This is a genomic window from Cupriavidus sp. 05N38, assembly GCF_056397345.1.
Genome location: NZ_JBFTNF010000067.1, coordinates 17,482 through 33,111, shown reverse-complemented (window position 1 = coordinate 33,111; position 15,630 = coordinate 17,482). Strand labels below are relative to the sequence as shown.

At 66.7% G+C, this 15,630-nt stretch carries 16 protein-coding genes and 1 pseudogene; 10 read left to right on the top strand and 7 right to left on the bottom strand.

Annotation, left to right across the window (positions count from 1 at the left end; genetic code table 11):
- Window positions 1-23: 23 nt before the first annotated feature.
- On the top strand, window positions 24-368 hold the full coding sequence (locus AC1DK4_RS33600) for a YgiW/YdeI family stress tolerance OB fold protein (protein ID WP_441650237.1): 345 nt from the start codon (window positions 24-26) through the stop codon (window positions 366-368).
- Between the two features lie 93 nt (window positions 369-461).
- Here the strand turns inward: AC1DK4_RS33600 and AC1DK4_RS33595 are convergent, their stop codons facing one another.
- Window positions 462-1,439 carry a Bug family tripartite tricarboxylate transporter substrate binding protein gene (locus AC1DK4_RS33595; protein ID WP_441621885.1) on the bottom strand — a complete coding sequence of 326 codons (978 nt, stop codon included), beginning with the start codon at window positions 1,437-1,439 and terminating at the stop codon, window positions 462-464.
- 374 nt (window positions 1,440-1,813) lie between these two features.
- Between AC1DK4_RS33595 and AC1DK4_RS33590 the strand changes: the two genes are divergently transcribed.
- Together AC1DK4_RS33590 and AC1DK4_RS33585 are read left to right on the top strand one after the other, a co-directional pair.
- Window positions 1,814-2,698 (top strand): helix-turn-helix domain-containing protein, encoded by an 885-nt coding sequence (locus AC1DK4_RS33590; RefSeq protein ID WP_441621883.1) that lies wholly within the window; start codon window positions 1,814-1,816, stop codon window positions 2,696-2,698.
- A 117-nt stretch (window positions 2,699-2,815) separates the two neighbouring features.
- A complete protein-coding gene (locus tag AC1DK4_RS33585) occupies window positions 2,816-3,142 on the top strand; it encodes a hypothetical protein (protein WP_441621882.1) in 327 nt (108 codons plus the stop codon).
- Window positions 3,143-3,172: 30 nt separating this feature from the next.
- Here AC1DK4_RS33585 and AC1DK4_RS33580 read toward each other — a convergent pair.
- A pseudogene (locus AC1DK4_RS33580) lies at window positions 3,173-3,376 on the bottom strand (sigma-54-dependent Fis family transcriptional regulator); the annotation flags it as partial.
- Window positions 3,377-3,927: 551 nt separating this feature from the next.
- Here AC1DK4_RS33580 and AC1DK4_RS33575 point away from each other — a divergent pair.
- Both AC1DK4_RS33575 and AC1DK4_RS33570 read left to right on the top strand, forming a co-directional pair.
- Window positions 3,928-6,141, top strand: a complete 2,214-nt coding sequence (locus AC1DK4_RS33575) for a TonB-dependent receptor (RefSeq protein WP_477116819.1) — start codon at window positions 3,928-3,930, stop codon at window positions 6,139-6,141.
- A 101-nt stretch (window positions 6,142-6,242) separates the two neighbouring features.
- Window positions 6,243-7,034: a tetratricopeptide repeat protein gene (locus AC1DK4_RS33570; RefSeq protein WP_441621878.1), complete on the top strand. Its 792-nt coding sequence runs from the start codon at window positions 6,243-6,245 to the stop codon at window positions 7,032-7,034.
- Here AC1DK4_RS33570 and AC1DK4_RS33565 read toward each other — a convergent pair.
- Entirely contained in the window at window positions 7,003-7,209 is a 207-nt protein-coding gene (locus AC1DK4_RS33565; protein WP_441621876.1) for a dodecin, read from the bottom strand. The genes AC1DK4_RS33570 and AC1DK4_RS33565 overlap by 32 nt on opposite strands.
- Before the next feature lie 348 nt (window positions 7,210-7,557).
- Between AC1DK4_RS33565 and AC1DK4_RS33560 the strand changes: the two genes are divergently transcribed.
- A complete protein-coding gene (locus AC1DK4_RS33560; protein WP_441621874.1) occupies window positions 7,558-7,809 on the top strand; it encodes a hypothetical protein in 252 nt (83 codons plus the stop codon).
- Between the two features lie 37 nt (window positions 7,810-7,846).
- On the opposite strand, the gene AC1DK4_RS33555 is transcribed toward AC1DK4_RS33560, so the two are convergent.
- Together AC1DK4_RS33555 and AC1DK4_RS33550 are read right to left on the bottom strand one after the other, a co-directional pair.
- Window positions 7,847-8,590, bottom strand: coding sequence for an SDR family oxidoreductase (locus tag AC1DK4_RS33555; RefSeq protein WP_441650235.1), 744 nt, complete (start codon window positions 8,588-8,590; stop codon window positions 7,847-7,849).
- 127 nt (window positions 8,591-8,717) lie between these two features.
- Window positions 8,718-9,629 (bottom strand): LysR family transcriptional regulator, encoded by a 912-nt coding sequence (locus AC1DK4_RS33550; protein WP_441621870.1) that lies wholly within the window; start codon window positions 9,627-9,629, stop codon window positions 8,718-8,720.
- 316 nt (window positions 9,630-9,945) lie between these two features.
- Between AC1DK4_RS33550 and AC1DK4_RS33545 the strand changes: the two genes are divergently transcribed.
- The 3 genes from AC1DK4_RS33545 to AC1DK4_RS33535 all read left to right on the top strand — a co-directional run bounded on the left by AC1DK4_RS33545 (window position 9,946) and on the right by AC1DK4_RS33535 (window position 13,378).
- Window positions 9,946-10,683, top strand: coding sequence for a DNA/RNA non-specific endonuclease (locus AC1DK4_RS33545; protein WP_441650240.1), 738 nt, complete (start codon window positions 9,946-9,948; stop codon window positions 10,681-10,683).
- A gap of 182 nt (window positions 10,684-10,865) precedes the next feature.
- Window positions 10,866-11,573 (top strand): dienelactone hydrolase family protein, encoded by a 708-nt coding sequence (locus tag AC1DK4_RS33540; protein WP_441621868.1) that lies wholly within the window; start codon window positions 10,866-10,868, stop codon window positions 11,571-11,573.
- 269 nt (window positions 11,574-11,842) lie between these two features.
- Complete coding sequence (locus tag AC1DK4_RS33535) at window positions 11,843-13,378, top strand: fatty acyl-CoA synthetase (RefSeq protein ID WP_477132040.1); 1,536 nt, start codon at window positions 11,843-11,845, stop codon at window positions 13,376-13,378.
- A gap of 13 nt (window positions 13,379-13,391) precedes the next feature.
- Here AC1DK4_RS33535 and AC1DK4_RS33530 read toward each other — a convergent pair whose 3' ends face one another.
- Together AC1DK4_RS33530 and AC1DK4_RS33525 are read right to left on the bottom strand one after the other, a co-directional pair.
- Window positions 13,392-14,078, bottom strand: a complete 687-nt coding sequence (locus AC1DK4_RS33530; RefSeq protein WP_441650233.1) for a glycine zipper 2TM domain-containing protein — start codon at window positions 14,076-14,078, stop codon at window positions 13,392-13,394.
- Window positions 14,079-14,210: 132 nt separating this feature from the next.
- Window positions 14,211-14,660 carry a MarR family winged helix-turn-helix transcriptional regulator gene (locus AC1DK4_RS33525; RefSeq protein WP_441621862.1) on the bottom strand — a complete coding sequence of 150 codons (450 nt, stop codon included), beginning with the start codon at window positions 14,658-14,660 and terminating at the stop codon, window positions 14,211-14,213.
- Between the two features lie 201 nt (window positions 14,661-14,861).
- On the opposite strand from AC1DK4_RS33525, the gene AC1DK4_RS33520 reads away from it, so the two are divergent.
- Window positions 14,862-15,431, top strand: a complete 570-nt coding sequence (locus tag AC1DK4_RS33520) for a YggT family protein (protein WP_441621860.1) — start codon at window positions 14,862-14,864, stop codon at window positions 15,429-15,431.
- Window positions 15,432-15,630 lie beyond the last annotated feature (199 nt).

Below are 15,630 nucleotides of genomic sequence, written 5' to 3'. Positions count from 1 at the left end.
CCATGCAAAACCAGGAGAACAAGATGAAACGCATTCTGATCGCAGCCGCACTTGCAACCGCAGCCATGGCCGCGCAAGCGCAATACACCGGGCCGTCCACCGTGCCGGGCGCCACCGTCAAGAGCCTGCAGGCGCAAGGCAAGGACGACCAGCCGGCGGTCCTCACCGGGCAGATCGTCAGCAGCATCGGCGACGAACTCTACAGCTTCGATGACGGCACCGGGCGGATGCGGGTCAAGATCAAGCACAAGCTGTGGCCGGCCGGGCAGCCTGTCGGCGCGGCCACCAAGGTAGAGCTGACCGGTGAATACGACAAGGACTGGGTGGGCGAGCCCAAGTTCAAGGTCAAGCAGATCCGCCTGCTCTGACCCGGCGGGCCTGCCGCTGAAAGACAAGAAGCCCGGCGCGCTCGCGTCGGGCTTCTTGTCTTCAGGGCGTTGCTGCCGGCAAGGTGCCGGGCGTTATTCCTGGATGTTGGCTTCGCTGACGATCTTGCGGTACGCCTCGGTCTCCCTGGCAATGAAGGCGCGGAACGCCGTGGCATCCTTGGCGTCGATATCGACGCCTGCCTCGGACAGCTTGTTCTTCACCTCGGGCGCGTTGATGGCACGCGCCAGCGCGTCAGACAGCTTGTCGGTCACGGCCTTCGGCGTGCTGGCCGGCGCGAACAGCCCGAACCACAGACGCATGTCGACGCTGGCCATGGCCTTGTTCTCCGCCAGCGCCGGGATATTGGGCGCCGCATGCGAGCGCGTGGCGGAGGTCACGCCGATGGCCTCCAGCTTGCCGGACTTGATCTGGGGCAGCGCGGTGGACAGCACCAGCACGCCCAGCTCGATCTGGTTGGCCATCAGGTCGGCGATGGCGGGCGCGCCACCCTTGTACGGCACGTGGGTCATATTGACCTTGCTGGCGGCGCGGATCAGTTCGCCCGACAGGTGCAAGGGCGTACCGATGCCCGAGGTGCCGTAGTTCACCGGCTTCTTGCTCTTGGCCAGTGCCAGGAAGCCGTCCACGCCGTGGATGCCGGACTGCGCGCCGGATACCAGCACCATGGGCTGCGAGCCCACCATGCGCAGCGGTGTCAGGTCGCGCTGGCCGTCATATCGGATCTTCGGGTTGGTCAGCCTGGCGATCGAGATTTCGCTGTTGGAGCCCAGCAGCAGCGTATAGCCGTCGGCCGACCCGTTGATGGTCTTGATCGCGCCGATGGTCCCGCTGGCGCCGGGCGCGTTGTCCACCACCACGGAGACGCCGAGATCCTGCCCGAGGCGCTGGCCCAGGACGCGCGCCACCAGATCGTTGCTGCCGCCGGCCGCGTAGGGCACGATGATGGTGATGGGCCGGTCGGGATACCCGGCCGCGGCGACAGGCGCGGCGGCGACGGCGAAGGACAGCGAGACGGCGGCGGACAGCACCGCGGCGAGGGACTTGTTCATCGGATTCCTTTCCTGCGCCTGTGAGGGCGCGCTTGCTATATATCTTGCGTAATGCGGGGGGAGATCAACGAGCAGCCCGATGATCGCCACGCCCTGGTGCGGGCCGCAATATACATGCCATCCAAAAATCTAGCCAAGTATCGTTTACGAGACCAAACTGGACCCATCCGGTCATCTTCCGCACCAGATTTGTTCAAGAGCCGCGAAGGAAGCGCAAAGCCTTTGCACCCGCCATGCGCGCGACGCGCGGGAAAGAAACGGCGTCGGGCGGCCTCGATGCCGCCTGCGGTGTGGCATGCACTGCCTGCCAGCACTCGCCATCCCGGGATCTTGCATGCTAGGATAGGCCATGTCTTCTTTTTGAGATTTTCAGGATGGATGCTCCGCTCGCTGCCGGGATGCCCGTCGATTTCGTGGAAATCGGCAACCGCCTGCGCGCCTATCGCCTGGGCGCGGGCATGCGAGCCGAGGCCATTGCCGAACAGCTCGGGGTCTCGCGCGCCGCCATCTACCGCATGGAAAAGGGCGACATCGTCAAGATCGAAACGCTCGGGCGGCTGGCCCAGTTGCTGGGCACGTCGCTGGCATCGATGCTCGGCGTGGAGTCCGAGTACTACCACTCGGCGGTCGCATATATCGAACGGATGCGCCAGCTCGAGCACGGCGCCACCCGCATCCTGGCGCATTTCGAGCCGATCTCCTACCTGCTGACCTCGCCGGACTACGCCGGTCATCTGCGGCAGATGCTGGCGGAGAGCCCGCAGCCGGCGCCGCAGCCCACCATCGATGCGCTGCTGGCGCTGCTCGAAGAGCGCAAGCAATCGTTCGCGCGCAGCGTGCCGCCCATCACCAGCCTGATCGACCTGCGCTCGCTGGAGCGCTTCGTGCATTTCGGACTGGTGGGGCGCCTGGACCTGCCGCCCGCGGTGCGCATGGAACGCTCGCTGGCGGCGCGGCGCGAGATCGAGCGGGTCATCGCACTGCTCGACGCGCAGCCGATCGGCCTGCAGATCGGCATCGTCGACGGCAGCATGCCCAACGTGACGTTCCAGGTCTTCGAGCGGCCGGGCCGGGCGTATGTGGCGACCAGTCCCTTCCGCTTTGGCGAGTTTCCCAATGTGTCGACCGGCATCGCCACGGTCACCGCCGCGCCCGAGGCCGTGCGGCTCTACACGGCCATGGTCAACGATCTGTGGCAACGCGCCTACAAGGGCAGCGACGGCGCCGCGCTGCTGCGGCGCATGCTCAACAGCGTATAGCCCGGCCTCCACGGAATCCTGCGGACTCTCTTTCACAGACTTTCACAGGCTTTCACAGACGCTCTCTTCGCGTAGTCTTTGTTCAACCGACCCAGCCTTCACTCACCGCATTGCGCCATGACGCTTGAAACCACGCTCCAGCAATTCCAGGATTCGCTCCCCGGCACCGACGCCTTCGTGGCGGTCAAGAACGCCACCCGCGACCTGATCGATACCGATCCCGCCCACGCCGCGGCCTACTTCCTGCTGTACGGCTTCGCCCGCTCCTACGTGCTGCTGTACGAGGACCAGGCCGTCACCATGGAGTTCGCCGAAGCGGCCAAGCAGGAGCTGCTCGGCTATATGCAAGGCATCGCGCGCGCGCTGCACGGCGATGTCGCCGCGCAGGTGGCCGAATTGAACCGCGTCGTCAGCACCTACCAGCGCGGCAAGAAGACGTTCTGAGGCGCGGCCTGCCTTGCGGGGAGATCGGGCTCAGGCGGGCCCGGTCTCGTTGTCCGCGATCCGGAACTTGCGCATCGTCTCCCACCGTACCTTGCGGCTGATGCCGAGGCTGGCGGCCGTATCCTGGCGACGCCAGCTGTTGCCAACCTGCGCGGCCACGATACGGCGGTGCTCCCCGGTCTCGCCGCGCCAGCCGGCATTGCGCTCGTTGCCGTCGAAGGCGCCCGGGCGCAGGTCGGGGCCCGAACGCACTGACTCGTATCAGTTCGAGTAAATATCGAAAGACAGAAGTTTCCGCAGCGCTTTGCAGCGAAATCCTACGATTTGATGGTTGTGGTGCAGGTGACAATGGATCGCATCTGCTTTCAGTGGAACCACGAAACCATGCAAGGCGCTGCGTTCGTTTCGACTGACCGAATGACGGGCCAACCCAGGCGCCTGCTCCATTCATCCCCTCGACCGGCGTCATGCCGGTCGCCCAGTCCGGGCTGCCATCCGCCCGTCTGCGCGCCTCGTCTCCCTCCCGCCAGCTCCATTCGGCGGGCGCATCCCCCTTGCCTGCGACGCACCTGATGCCAGGCCCCACCGCGTAACTCACCCGATAAATGTAACGTTTTCGCTACACATCGTTCGAATGTATGTCTTGACGGACATATAACATAAAATGATAATTACTCTCATTCGTACTACCATTCAATAAAACAGAGGTAATCGTGCAGACTGTTGTCGCCATCGATAAAAGCAAGAGATCTAACGCCATCCCCCGCCTTTCCGGCGCGGTCGGCATGGCGGTCGCAGCCGCTCCGGTGGCGGCGCAGACCACGGGCAATACCGCGTCGCACGTGGAATTGCCGCAAGTGACGGTGAGTGGTGCCGCCGACAGCGGCTTCAAGGCAGACACGGCTTCCTCGATCAAGACGCCCGCGGCACTGCTCGATACCCCGAAGTCGATCACCGTCATCCCCCAGGAAGTGATCCAGAGCACTGCTTCGACCAGCCTGAGCGAAGTGCTGCGCACCGTACCCGGCATTGCATTCGGTGCCGGCGAAGGCGGCAACCCGGTGGGTGACCGCCCGTTCATCCGCGGCTACGACGCGCAGGCAAGCACCTTCCTCGATGGCTTCCGCGATATCGGTTCGCAAAGCCGCGAGCTGTTCAATGTGGAGTCGGTGGAAGTCACCAAGGGCCCGGCCGGCGCCTACGACGGCCGCGGCTCCGCGGGCGGCAGCATCAATATCGTCAGCAAGGCGCCCAAGCTGACCAGCTTCGCCGAAGGCAACGTCAGCCTCGGCAACGCCGACTACAAGCGCGGCACCGCCGACGGCAACTGGAAGTTTGCCGACCACGCGGCGTTCCGCCTGAACGCGATGTACCACGATGCCGACGTGCCCGGCCGCGACGCCACGCACGCCAACCGCTGGGGCTTCGCGCCGTCGGTCGCGTTCGGGCTGGGTACCGACACGCGTCTGACGCTGTCGTACTACCACATGCAGTCGGACGACATCCCCGACACCGGCATCCCTTACAACAACCCCACGTTCAACGCCCGCACCGATGGCCGCCCGCGCACGCGCCTGGCCGGCGACGGCTCGCCCGTGAACGTGCCGCGCAATACGTACTACGGCCTGCTGGACCGCGATTTCCGCAAGGACAAGGCCGACATGGGCACGGTGCGCTTCGAGCACGATTTCAGCCCGGCGCTGAAATTCCGCAACCAAACCCGGTTTGCGCGCACCACGCAGGACTATATCTGGACGCAGCCTGACGACAGCCAGGGCAACATCTACTACGACATGGTCTGGCGCCGCGTCAACACGCGCGTCGCTACCGCGAAGACCATCGCCAACCAGACCGACCTGTCCGGCGAATTCGCCACCGGCACCGTCAAGCACAAGTACGCCTTCGGCGTGGAGTTCGGGCAGGAAAAGAGCGAGAACGACAGCTATACCGTGGCCACCGGCAGCAACCGCTGCCCCAGCGGTCCCGGCGCCGCCGGCGGCTACAACTGCACCACGCTGTTCAACCCGAACCCGAACGATCCGTGGGCTGGTTCGATCACGCGCGCGAACAACCCGACCAACTCCAAGACCACCACCAGTTCGGTCTACGCCTTCGACTCGATCGAGCTGAGCAAGCAATGGCTGTTCAATGGCGGCGTGCGCTTCGATCATTACACCGCCAACTTCCAGGCCGCCCGCGCAGCCAACGGCACGCGCGCCGAATACTCGCGCAACGATAACCTGTTCAACTACCAGTTCGGGCTGGTGTTCAAGCCGGTGGACAACGGCAGCATCTACATTTCCTACGGTACCTCGTCCACGCCGGCCGGCTCCTTCCTGTCCCAGGGCAGCGACGGCAATGCGCTGGCGCCGGACCGCGCCGGCAATCGCGGCGACCAGCTCGCCCCTGAAAAGAACCGTGCCGTCGAACTCGGCACCAAGTGGGACGTGCTGAACAAGCGCCTGCAACTGACCGCGGCCATCTTCCGCGTGGAGACCACCAATGCCCGCATCGTCCAGCAGGATGGCACCGCGGTCATGGCCGGCAACAAGCGCGTGGACGGGGTCGAGCTCGGCTTCGCCGGCAATGTCACCGACAAGTGGGCGGTGTTCGGCGGCTATACCCACCTGAAGAGCGAGCTGCGCAAGAACGGCGGCTCCGGGATTGCCTTCGGTGCCACCGACGGCCAGTCCTTCCCCAACACCCCGGCGGACAGCTTCAGCGCATGGACCACCTACCAGGCCATGCCCAAGCTCACGGTGGGCGGTGGCGCGTACTACGTGTCGAAGATCTGGGGCAGCGAAGCCACCAACAAGTGGGTGCCCTCGTACTGGCGCTTCGACGCCATGGCCGCGTACCGCATCAACAAGAACGTGGGCCTGCAGCTCAACCTGCTGAACCTGACCAACAAGGTCTACTACAACCAGGCCTACGCCAGCCACTACGCGTCCATCGCGCCGGGGCGCGCGGCAATCGTGAACCTCAACGTGCGCTACTGAGTCCGCGCTGGCCCGCGGCCGCGGCCGGCGAACCGGCACCGGCCTGACACGGCACATCGCCCCGCGCGGCGCGGTGTGCCGTTTTTCCTTTCACTCTTCGCATGGACACACTGCCCTTTCGCATCGCCTCCCCCGGCGAACTGGACCAGCTCGGCGCTGCCGGGCTGGCCGGCAAACTGCGCGAGCCCGCGCACCTGGCGCTGCCCTGGCTGGGCGGCGCGGCGGTGCAAGGCAACCTCGACGCGCAGATGATCCTGGGCCAGTGGTTTCTCGCCGGCCACGGCGTGCCGCGCGACGAGGCCCGCGCCTTCGCCTGGTTCAAGTACGCGGCCCATGCCGGACACGCGGGCGCCGCCAACCTGGCGGGGCGCTGCTACGAAAACGGCTGGGGCACCACGCAGGACGATCACGCGGCCGCGCAGTGGTACACGCTGGCGGCGCAACGCGGCTCCGAATGGGGCATGTACAACCTGGCCACCGCGCTCGTGCTCGGCCGCGGCATCGCCGCCAGCCGCACCGACGCGCTGGCGTGGTACGAGCGCGCCGCCGGCATGGGACATGCCAAGTCGCTCAATATCGTGGGCGGCTTCTACGAAGACGGCTGGGAAGTCGAACGCGACGCGGCCATGGCGATGGATTACTATCGCCGCGCGGCCGTAGCCGGCGACTTCCGTGGACAGTTCAACTACGCGCGCGCGCTCGCCCTGTGCGGCAAGGATGGCGAAGCCATCCGCTGGGTACGCGAGGTACCGCGGACCGCCAATGCCCCCTTTATCGAGAAGATGCTCGCGTTCCTGCGCGACGCGCCCGATGCCGCCCTCAACCGGCTGTTCGGCCATGCGGACGCCGCCGCGCGGGCACTCAGCTCACGCGGAAACCAATCTTCAGCGTGACCTGGAAGTGCGCCACCTTGCCGTCGGCGATATGGCCGCGTGTCTCTACCACTTCGAACCAGTCGATATGCTGGATGGTCTCGCTGGCCTTTTCGATGGCGCTGCGGATCGCCGCATCGCAACTGTCCGGCGAGGAGCCCACGATCTCGACCAGCTTGTAAGTGTGGCTTGACATGTCCGTCTCCTTGGCGTTCGTTGGCCGCAAGTTATACCGGCGCCCCGGGGCATCCCGGCGCGCCAGATACGCCTCTTCATCATAGGCAGCGGGCACGGCAAAGCCCAAGCGAGAGGAGCATGCGCGGTGGGGCGGCGGCTTGCGCCGCTTGCGGCATACGAGAATCCGGGCGGCAAGGTTCATGCCACTATGACCTGCGGCATGGCGACGGCGCGCGCGTTCGTGCATAGTCGACGCGAACTGTTGCAGGGCGCGTGAATCAGATGAATGGGGCGGCGAAAGTGTTTGTCCTTTCCGCCACATACGTTCTACCTTACGAATGTGCGCCCTGCCTTTTCGGAGACCGCAATGGCAATACGCTCCACCGCTTCACACAGCACCGCCCAGCTAAGACGGCTGGTCGGACAACTGCAGGCTGAAGTCGACTCCCTCGATCACCTGGCCATTTTCGATGCCGAGACGCAGACCGCGCTGGGCCTTGCGCGCGACCGCCTAACGCAAGGCATCGAAGCCATCGAAGACGCCATCCAGAGCCTGCGCACGCTGCAGCAGGTCCGCCCTTCGGGCATGCGAACCCGCAAGACACCGCGCGCCGCCTGACACGGCAGCCGCGCTGTCCCGCCGCCCGGTCACCGGCTCAGAATTCCTGTACCGCCGGGCGCAGCACGATCTCGTTGATATCCACGTCCGCCGGCTGCTCGATGGCGTATGCAATCGCGCGCGCCACCGAATCCGCCGGAATCGCCTGCTGGTAGAACTCATTGACCGCCTGCGTGCTCTGCGCGTGGCTGCTGCCGAGCTTGAGTTCGGAGTCGACCGCGCCCGGCGAGATCACGGTGGTGCGGATTGCGCCGCCCACCTCATGGCGCAGCCCTTCGGAAATGGCGCGCACCGCGAACTTGGTGCCGCTATAGACAGTGCCGCCCGGGCTGAAGACCTTCACGCCGGCAACCGAGGCGATGTTGATGAAATGCCCCGCGCCCTGCTTCTGGAAGACCGGCAGCGCCGCGGCAATGCCGTACAGCACGCCCTTGATATTGATGTCGATCATGCGGTCCCACTCGTCGACCTTGCCCTCGCTCATCGGGGCGATCGCCATCAGGCCGGCATTGTTGACCATCACGTCGACGCGGCCGAAGGCGGCCACGGCTTTCTCCACCAGCGCCTGCACGTCCGCGCGGCGGCTGACGTCCACCACGGCGGTCTCCGCGCGCCCACCCTTGGCGCGAATCTCCGCTGCCAGCGCTTCCAGGCGGTCGCCGCGGCGCGCCGCCAGCACCAGGGAGGCACCTGCCCCGGCCAGGTGGCGCGCGGTTGCCTCACCCAGTCCGCTGCTTGCGCCGGTGATGACGACGACTTTTCCTTCGATACCCTTGCTCATGCTCTTGCTCCGTGGAATGCAAGCGTGGTGCCTGCCGACGAAGTCATTATGTCTGGCGCATGAATCAACAAAAATGGAAATGTTTTGATTTCAGAATTCCAATAATTGGAATACCAGAGATGGCCGCTCAGGACGCATGCGCCGCGGCCATATTGCCGAAATAGGCGACCAGCGCATCGAATACCAGCCGGATGCGCATCGGCACGGGACTGCGCCGCGACCGGTAGATATACAAACCCCATGGCGCCGGCGCGTAGCGTTCCAGCACGCTGGCCAGGCGGCCCGAGCGCAGGTGAGGCTGGGCGAGGTAGTCTGGCAGCTGACCGTATGCGAGGCCCGAGAGGATGGCCTCCATCTCGGTCTCGGGATCGTCGCTGAGGAAGGCCGGCGAGCGCGGCGTGAACTGCTCGCCCTGGGCGAAGTACCAGGGCCAGGCGCGGCCGGTGCTGCGGTCGATCAGGCCGGTGACAGGCAATGCCGCCAGGTCGGCGAGGCCGGCGGGCTTGCCCACCCGCGCGATCAGCTCCGGCGTGCCCACCACATGGAAGGCCACGCGGGTGGTCATGCGCGCCACCAGGCGCTGGTCGCGGAACATGCCCAGGCGCAGGCCGATATCGATCTCGTCGTCCACCACGTCGGCAATCTGGTCGGACAGCCGGATGTCCAGCGTGATGCCGGGATGCGCCAGGGCCAGTGCCCGCAGCGCCACCAGCAGGTGTTGGCGGCCCAGCGTGCTGGGCGCGGTAATGCGCACGACGCCCTTGAGCTCGCTGTCGGAGCGGCTGGCCGGATGCGCGAACAGGCTGTCCACGTCGAGCAGCGCCGCGCGGGCGCGCTCGGCCAGCCGTTCGCCCGCGGCCGTGATGCGGATCTGGCGCGTGTTGCGGTGGAACAGTGGCTCGCCGACCGCCTCTTCGAGATCCTGGATGGCGCGCGTCACGGTCTGCGGCGACGTGCCGAGCCGCGCGGCAGCCGCCTTGAACGACGCCGACTCCGCCGCCGCGCAGAAGATCCTCAGCATTTCGAGCCGGTTGAGCATGGTTGTGTGGACGCCTTGTATGCGTGCGCGTGACGATGACGCGAAAGCGCGATTATAAAAGGCGCCGGCCACCGCGCCATGCCGCACTGCGCGGCACTCTGGCAGAATGCGCGACGCCCGCGGCCCGGGCAGCTTGCAAGCCCGGGTGCCGCATGGCCTGCCACTGCGCCCTTGCGGCCGCCTTGCGCGGGCTGCCCGTTTCCCGACACGAAGAATGAAGACAGCAACAACACTAGCGACGATCACGACAAAAGCAGCAGCAACCGTGCTGACGACCCTGTTCCTTGCCGTGGCGGCAGCAGTCGCGCCGCCCGCCATGGCCAAGTCCCGCGGCATGGACATGGATGCCGCGCCGGCACCGCGCGCAGCCGGCGCCAGCGCGCCCGGCTTTGCGCAATGCCCCCAGTTCTTCGCCCGCAGCGCCGCGCCCAGGGTGCAGAGCGACCCGCAGATCAAGGCGCGCGAACTTTGCTACGACGCCTTCGCCGTGCTCCACTCCGGCCGCAGCAAGACGCCGTTGTACGTGGCCGAGCGGCTGTCGCGCAGCCAGCTGATCGACGCGAAGGACGAGGAACGGACCGACCGCTTCTTCGCCGACGCGCGCCTGCCGCGCGCCGAACGCGCCGAACTCGATGACTACAAGGGCAGCGGCTACGACCGCGGCCACCTCTCGCCGGCGGCCGACCAGCCGACCGCCCAGGCCATGGCGCAGAGTTTCTCGCTCGCCAACATGGTTCCCCAGGCACCGCAGAACAATCGCAAGGCGTGGGCCTCCATCGAGAAGGCGACGCGCAAGTACGCCTTGCGTGCCAGCGGCGATGTGTACGTGATCTCCGGCCCCTTCTTCGAAGGCAAGGTCCAGACCATCGGCAACGACAACGTCTGGGTACCCAAGTATCTCTACAAGCTGGTCTACGACCCGTCGGCCAACCGCGCGTGGGCGCACTGGATCGAGAACACCGACGAAGCCCGGCCGGGCAAGCCGATTTCCTACAGTGAACTGGTCCGGCGCACCGGCATCGAGTTCCTGCCGGGCGTGCGCCTGGCGGACTGAGGAAGGGCCGATGGCGGCGCGCCTTGCCGGCCGCGTACCTGAAAGCCGCGAAAGTGGCACACTGGCGGTTTGCCGCGGCACCGGCGGGCCAGCCAGCCTGTCACGGCGCCGCCGCATCGCCACGCTAGCCTTGCCTGGCCTCACCTCTGTTATCTGTCTCACTAACGATGGAGCAAGCCCCCATGTCGAACAATAGCCAATGGATCCGCGTCGAAACCGAAGGCGGCGCCTTCGATGCCTACCTTGCCCTGCCGCCGGCCGGCAAGACCGCCAACGCGTCCGGGATCGTGCTGGTGCAGGAGATCTTCGGCGTCAATGAACATATCCGCGCCGTGGCGGACCAGTACGCGCTCGATGGCTACGTGGTGCTGGCTCCCGACGTATTCTGGCGCCAGGCGCCGCGCGTCGAGCTGGGCTACTCCGGTGACGACATGGCGCGCGCCATGGAACTGCGCCAGAAGGTCGACGTGGAGCTGGCGCTCAAGGATCTCGCCGCCACCGCCGGGGCGCTGCGCGCGCAGATCGGCGCGGGCGGCAAGATTGCCGCGGTGGGCTACTGCTTCGGCGGCCTGCTGTCCTACCTGAGCGCCGCGCGCGGGCTGGTCGACGCAGCCGTGCCGTACTATGGCGGCGGCATCCAGAACAACCTGCACGAGGCCGCCAATATCAAGGTGCCGGTGCAGTTCCACTACGGCGCGCTCGACGCGCACATCCCGGCTGAGGCCGTCGAAAAGGTGCGTGCGGCCGTGGCGGGCAACCCGCGCGCGGAAGTCCATGTGTACCAGCAGGCCGACCACGGCTTCAACTGCTGGGCGCGCGGCTCCTATCACCAGCCTTCGGCAGTGCTCGCGCATGGCCGCGCACTGACCTTCCTGGCCGGCGCGCTGTAAGCCGCGCAGCGTCGCACCTCGGCAGCCAGCCGGCTGCATGCCCGCGCCACGATGCTCCCGGCGCGGGCCGTCCCTCCTCTCGCACCGCGTCTCCGCCCGCGCCCACCCCCTCCCCGGTGTGCCTTGCACCGAATCCCTGCGGCCCGTATGCTGGCCGACGTTCGCCGACGCCGCCGACCTTGCCGCCATCGCGCTGCGCGCGCCCTGGCGCGAGCCGGGCGGCAGCGGCTCAAGACTTGCTGGACCTTAACGACAAGACGGAGACCACCATGCAGTCAGAGCAGCAGCGCGTCCTGCGCAACACCATCCCCGATGCCCTTGCCCGCGCGGTACGGCGCAGCCCCGGCAAGACCGCGCTGCGCTTCGGCGAACGCAGCTGGAGCTATCGCGAGCTCGAAGCGGCCAGCGCCAGCGTGGGGGCCGCGCTGCAGCGCTGGGGGCTGCGTCYGGGCGACCGCGTGGCGGCGTTCGGCAAGAATTCCGATGCCTATGTGCTGCTGTGGCTGGGCTGCCTGCGCGCCGGGCTGATCCATGTACCGGTGAATTTCTCGATGACGCGCGGCGAGGTGGAGTACATCGTCAGCCAGTCCGGCGCCAGCGCGCTGTTTGCCGATCCGGCGCTGGTGCCGCTGGTGGACGGCCTGCCCTGCAACGTGACTGGCAGCCTGTATGGCGGAGGCCCGCACGATGTGCTGGCCGCCGCCGATGGGGCCGCCGGCGCGATCCTCGCCACGCTGGACGAAGCCATGCCGGCGCAGATCCTCTACACCTCGGGCACCACCTCGGCGCCCAAGGGCGCGGTGCTAACGCATCGCGCCTTGCTGGCCGAGTACATGAGCGCCATCGCCACCTGCGATATCAAGGCCGAAGACTATTCGCTGGCGGCGCTGCCGCTCTACCACTCGGCGCAGATGCATGTGTTCCTGATGCCGCTGCTGCTGATGGGCGGCACCTGCCTGCTGGCGCAGGCCCCCGAGCCGGGCTTCTGCCTGCGCACGGTGCGCGAGGCCGGCATCACCAGCTTCTTCGCGCCGCCCACGGTCTGGATCTCGCTGCTGCGCCACGCGGAGTTCGATCCGCGCCAGCTTGGCAGCCTCACCAAGGCCTACTACGGGGCGTCGATCATGCCGTTGCCGGTGCTACAGGAGTTGCGCGAACGCCTGCCCGCGCTGCGCCTGTTCAACTGCTACGGGCAGAGCGAGATCGGGCCGCTGGCCACCGTGCTGGGGCCGGAAGAGCATCGCGAACGGCCAGCCTCCGCGGGTCGCCCGGTGCTCAATGTGGAAACGCGCATCGTCGACGAGACGATGCGCGATGCGCGCCCCGGTGAGCTTGGGGAGATCGTGCACCGCTCGCCGCAGTTGCTGACCGAATACTGGGACAAGCCGGAGCAGACCGCCGAGGCGTTCGGCGGCGGCTGGTTCCATTCCGGCGACCTGGGCTATATGGACGAGGAAGGCTATCTCTATGTGGTCGACCGCATCAAGGACGTGATCAATTCCGGCGGCGTGCTGGTCTCGAGCCGCGAGGTCGAGGAGTGCCTGTACCAGCATGCGGCAGTGGCGGAAGTGGCCGTGTTCGCCCTGCCGCATCCGAAGTGGGTGGAGGCGGTGGCCGCCTGCGTGGTGCTAAAGCGCGACGCGCACGCAGGCGAAGAAACGCTGCTCGCCCATGCGCGCGCGGCGCTGGCGCCGTTCAAGGTGCCCAAGCGCATCGTGTTCGTGGCGGACCTGCCGCGCAACACGGCAGGCAAGCTGCTCAAGCGCCAGCTGCGCGAGGATTACGCCAGCCTGTTCAGCGCCTGATGCCGCCGCGCCGTCAGTACGGCATCGCCACGCCGTTCTGCACCTTGACCCGGTCGCCGTTGCGCAGGTTGTACGGCGTCGACTGGGTCAGCGTGAGATAGCCGTTGTCGGTGGTGCGCACGCGGATGCGGTAAGCCGGCGGCGCCGTATTGGCATGCTTCTCGACTTCGTTTCCGGCCACCGCGCCGGCGACGGCGCCGCCGATGGTCGCCACCGTGTTGCCACGCCCGCCGCCGACCTGGTGGCCTAGCAGGCCACCGACCACCCCGCCAATCAGCGCGCCGGCGACGCCGCCGCCCGGCGATTGCCCTTGCACCATCTCGATCGATTCGACCTGGCCGTAACGCACGCCATAGGCGTCATAGCCGCCCTCGGCAGGGCTGGTCTGCGGGTAGCCGGCCTGGGGATACTGCTGCTGAGGGTAGCCCTGCTGAGGGTAGCTCTGCTGCGGGTAGCCTTGCTGCGGGTAGCTGTCTTGCGGATAGCCAGGCTGGGAGCCCGGCTGCGGGTAGGCTGCTTGCGGGTAACCCTGCTGCGGATAGGCAACCGGATAGCCTGCGCTGGCCTGCGTGCTGCCGGCCCCGTAGCCACCATAGCCTGCGCCATACCCTCCATATGGCGCGGTCACGCAGCCGGCCAGGGCACCGGCGGCAAGCAAACCCAGCACGGTGGTACGAAGGGGAGAAAAGGGGAAAGACATCGGTGGCTCCTGCGGTAGTCGCGTGTTGTGATGCGCGCGAGTCTAGGGCCGGCAGGGCGCCGCGGGTGTCACCGAGGCTTGTGATTGGTAACTGCCTGTAACGCCGCGTGCGCGGCGCCGCGATGCGCCCGTTCAGCCGCGCTCCGCGCCGTCGTCGTTGAACTGGGTCAGGCGCGCCACGCGGAAGGTGCCGCGCAGCGACTCCAGCTCGCTCCGATGCAGCATCGCCAGCCGGTTCAGGAAGCGCTCGCCCTTGGCGAGCAGATGCACTTCCACGATGCGGCGGTCGTCCGAATTGGCCTTGCGCTTGACCAGGCCCGCTGCCTCGCAGCGATTGACCAGCGCCACCACGCCATGCTGCTTGGCCTGCAGGCGCTCGGCCAGCTCGCCGATCGACGCCCAGTCCTTGTCGGCGCAGCCGCGGATATGCAGCATCAGCAGATACTGCTGCACGGTCAGGCCTTCGTTGTGGGCCGCGTCCTCCGAGAAACGCAGGAAACGCCGCAGCTGGTAGCGGAAATCGGAAAGCGCCTCGAAATCCTGCTTGGCAAGCGGTTTGGAGGCGGCAGGCTGACGGGTCATGGCGGGCAGCGTCGTTGCGCTGTGATCTTGGCTCGACGCTCATTATAGGGCTGTGCCCGGGGCCGTCCCTTGGGGCTGCGGCAGCAAGCCGGCATGCATGCGCCCGCATTTCGACCGGCACCGGTGCGGGTATGGCAGAATCTGTGCGTCCGCAGACACTCCCGACTGCCGACACCTTTCATTGCCACGGAACCGAAACCGATGTTCACGGAAATCGCCCTCTTCCTGCTCGATACCGTCTTCACCTTGTTCGGCATGGCGCTGTTGCTGCGTGTCTGGATGCAATGGACGCGCCTGCCAACCCGCAACCCGGTTTCGCAGGGTGTATTCCAGATCACGGACTGGCTGGTGCGGCCGTTGCGCCGGATCATCCCCGGCCTGGGTGGCATCGACTGGGCCACGCTGCTGGGCGCATGGCTGACCGCGATCGTGTTCCTGCTGCTGGTGATCATGCTGTCGGGCGCCGATCCGTCCACCCTGCTGCCGCTGCTGGTGTTCATCTCGCTGCTCAACGTGCTGAAATGGGGCATCAGCATGGTGATGTGGGTCACGTTGCTGATGGCCATCCTGTCGTGGGTGAACCCGCATTCGCCGGTCACCCCTGCCATCAACCACCTGACCGAACCGCTGCTGCGCCCGATCCGCCGCGTGGTGCCGCGCCTGGGCGGCTTCGATATCTCGCCGCTGGTGCTGTTCGTGATCGCGCAGATCCTGCTGATGATCATCGCCCGCCTGGGCGCGGGGCTGTTCGGCGCCCGATTCGGGCTCTGATTCGGGCTCTGATTCGGGCTCTGATTCGGGCTCTGAAGGACACATTGGCGGGGCGCGAGTGGCGCATGAGCAGCCCAGAACACTTGAATTGACGCTGAGGGGCTGCCAAAGGTGCCTGCCGGGGCGCCGGCGAGCCTTCGCCTGGCCCGTCGCCAGCGGCATGCAGGACTACCATTGTCCATGACGTTGGACAGTGTTT

Coding starts and splice junctions, on each gene's coding strand:
- AC1DK4_RS33600 (WP_441650237.1), top strand. CDS start 24: ATGAAACGCATTCTGATCGCAGCCGCACTTGCAACCGCAGCCATGGCC.
- AC1DK4_RS33595 (WP_441621885.1), bottom strand. CDS start 1,439: ATGAACAAGTCCCTCGCCGCGGTGCTGTCCGCCGCCGTCTCGCTGTCC.
- AC1DK4_RS33590 (WP_441621883.1), top strand. CDS start 1,814: ATGGATGCTCCGCTCGCTGCCGGGATGCCCGTCGATTTCGTGGAAATC.
- AC1DK4_RS33585 (WP_441621882.1), top strand. CDS start 2,816: ATGACGCTTGAAACCACGCTCCAGCAATTCCAGGATTCGCTCCCCGGC.
- AC1DK4_RS33575 (WP_477116819.1), top strand. CDS start 3,928: ATGGCGGTCGCAGCCGCTCCGGTGGCGGCGCAGACCACGGGCAATACC.
- AC1DK4_RS33570 (WP_441621878.1), top strand. CDS start 6,243: ATGGACACACTGCCCTTTCGCATCGCCTCCCCCGGCGAACTGGACCAG.
- AC1DK4_RS33565 (WP_441621876.1), bottom strand. CDS start 7,209: ATGTCAAGCCACACTTACAAGCTGGTCGAGATCGTGGGCTCCTCGCCG.
- AC1DK4_RS33560 (WP_441621874.1), top strand. CDS start 7,558: ATGGCAATACGCTCCACCGCTTCACACAGCACCGCCCAGCTAAGACGG.
- AC1DK4_RS33555 (WP_441650235.1), bottom strand. CDS start 8,590: ATGAGCAAGGGTATCGAAGGAAAAGTCGTCGTCATCACCGGCGCAAGC.
- AC1DK4_RS33550 (WP_441621870.1), bottom strand. CDS start 9,629: ATGCTCAACCGGCTCGAAATGCTGAGGATCTTCTGCGCGGCGGCGGAG.
- AC1DK4_RS33545 (WP_441650240.1), top strand. CDS start 9,946: ATGGCCAAGTCCCGCGGCATGGACATGGATGCCGCGCCGGCACCGCGC.
- AC1DK4_RS33540 (WP_441621868.1), top strand. CDS start 10,866: ATGTCGAACAATAGCCAATGGATCCGCGTCGAAACCGAAGGCGGCGCC.
- AC1DK4_RS33530 (WP_441650233.1), bottom strand. CDS start 14,078: ATGTCTTTCCCCTTTTCTCCCCTTCGTACCACCGTGCTGGGTTTGCTT.
- AC1DK4_RS33525 (WP_441621862.1), bottom strand. CDS start 14,660: ATGACCCGTCAGCCTGCCGCCTCCAAACCGCTTGCCAAGCAGGATTTC.
- AC1DK4_RS33520 (WP_441621860.1), top strand. CDS start 14,862: ATGTTCACGGAAATCGCCCTCTTCCTGCTCGATACCGTCTTCACCTTG.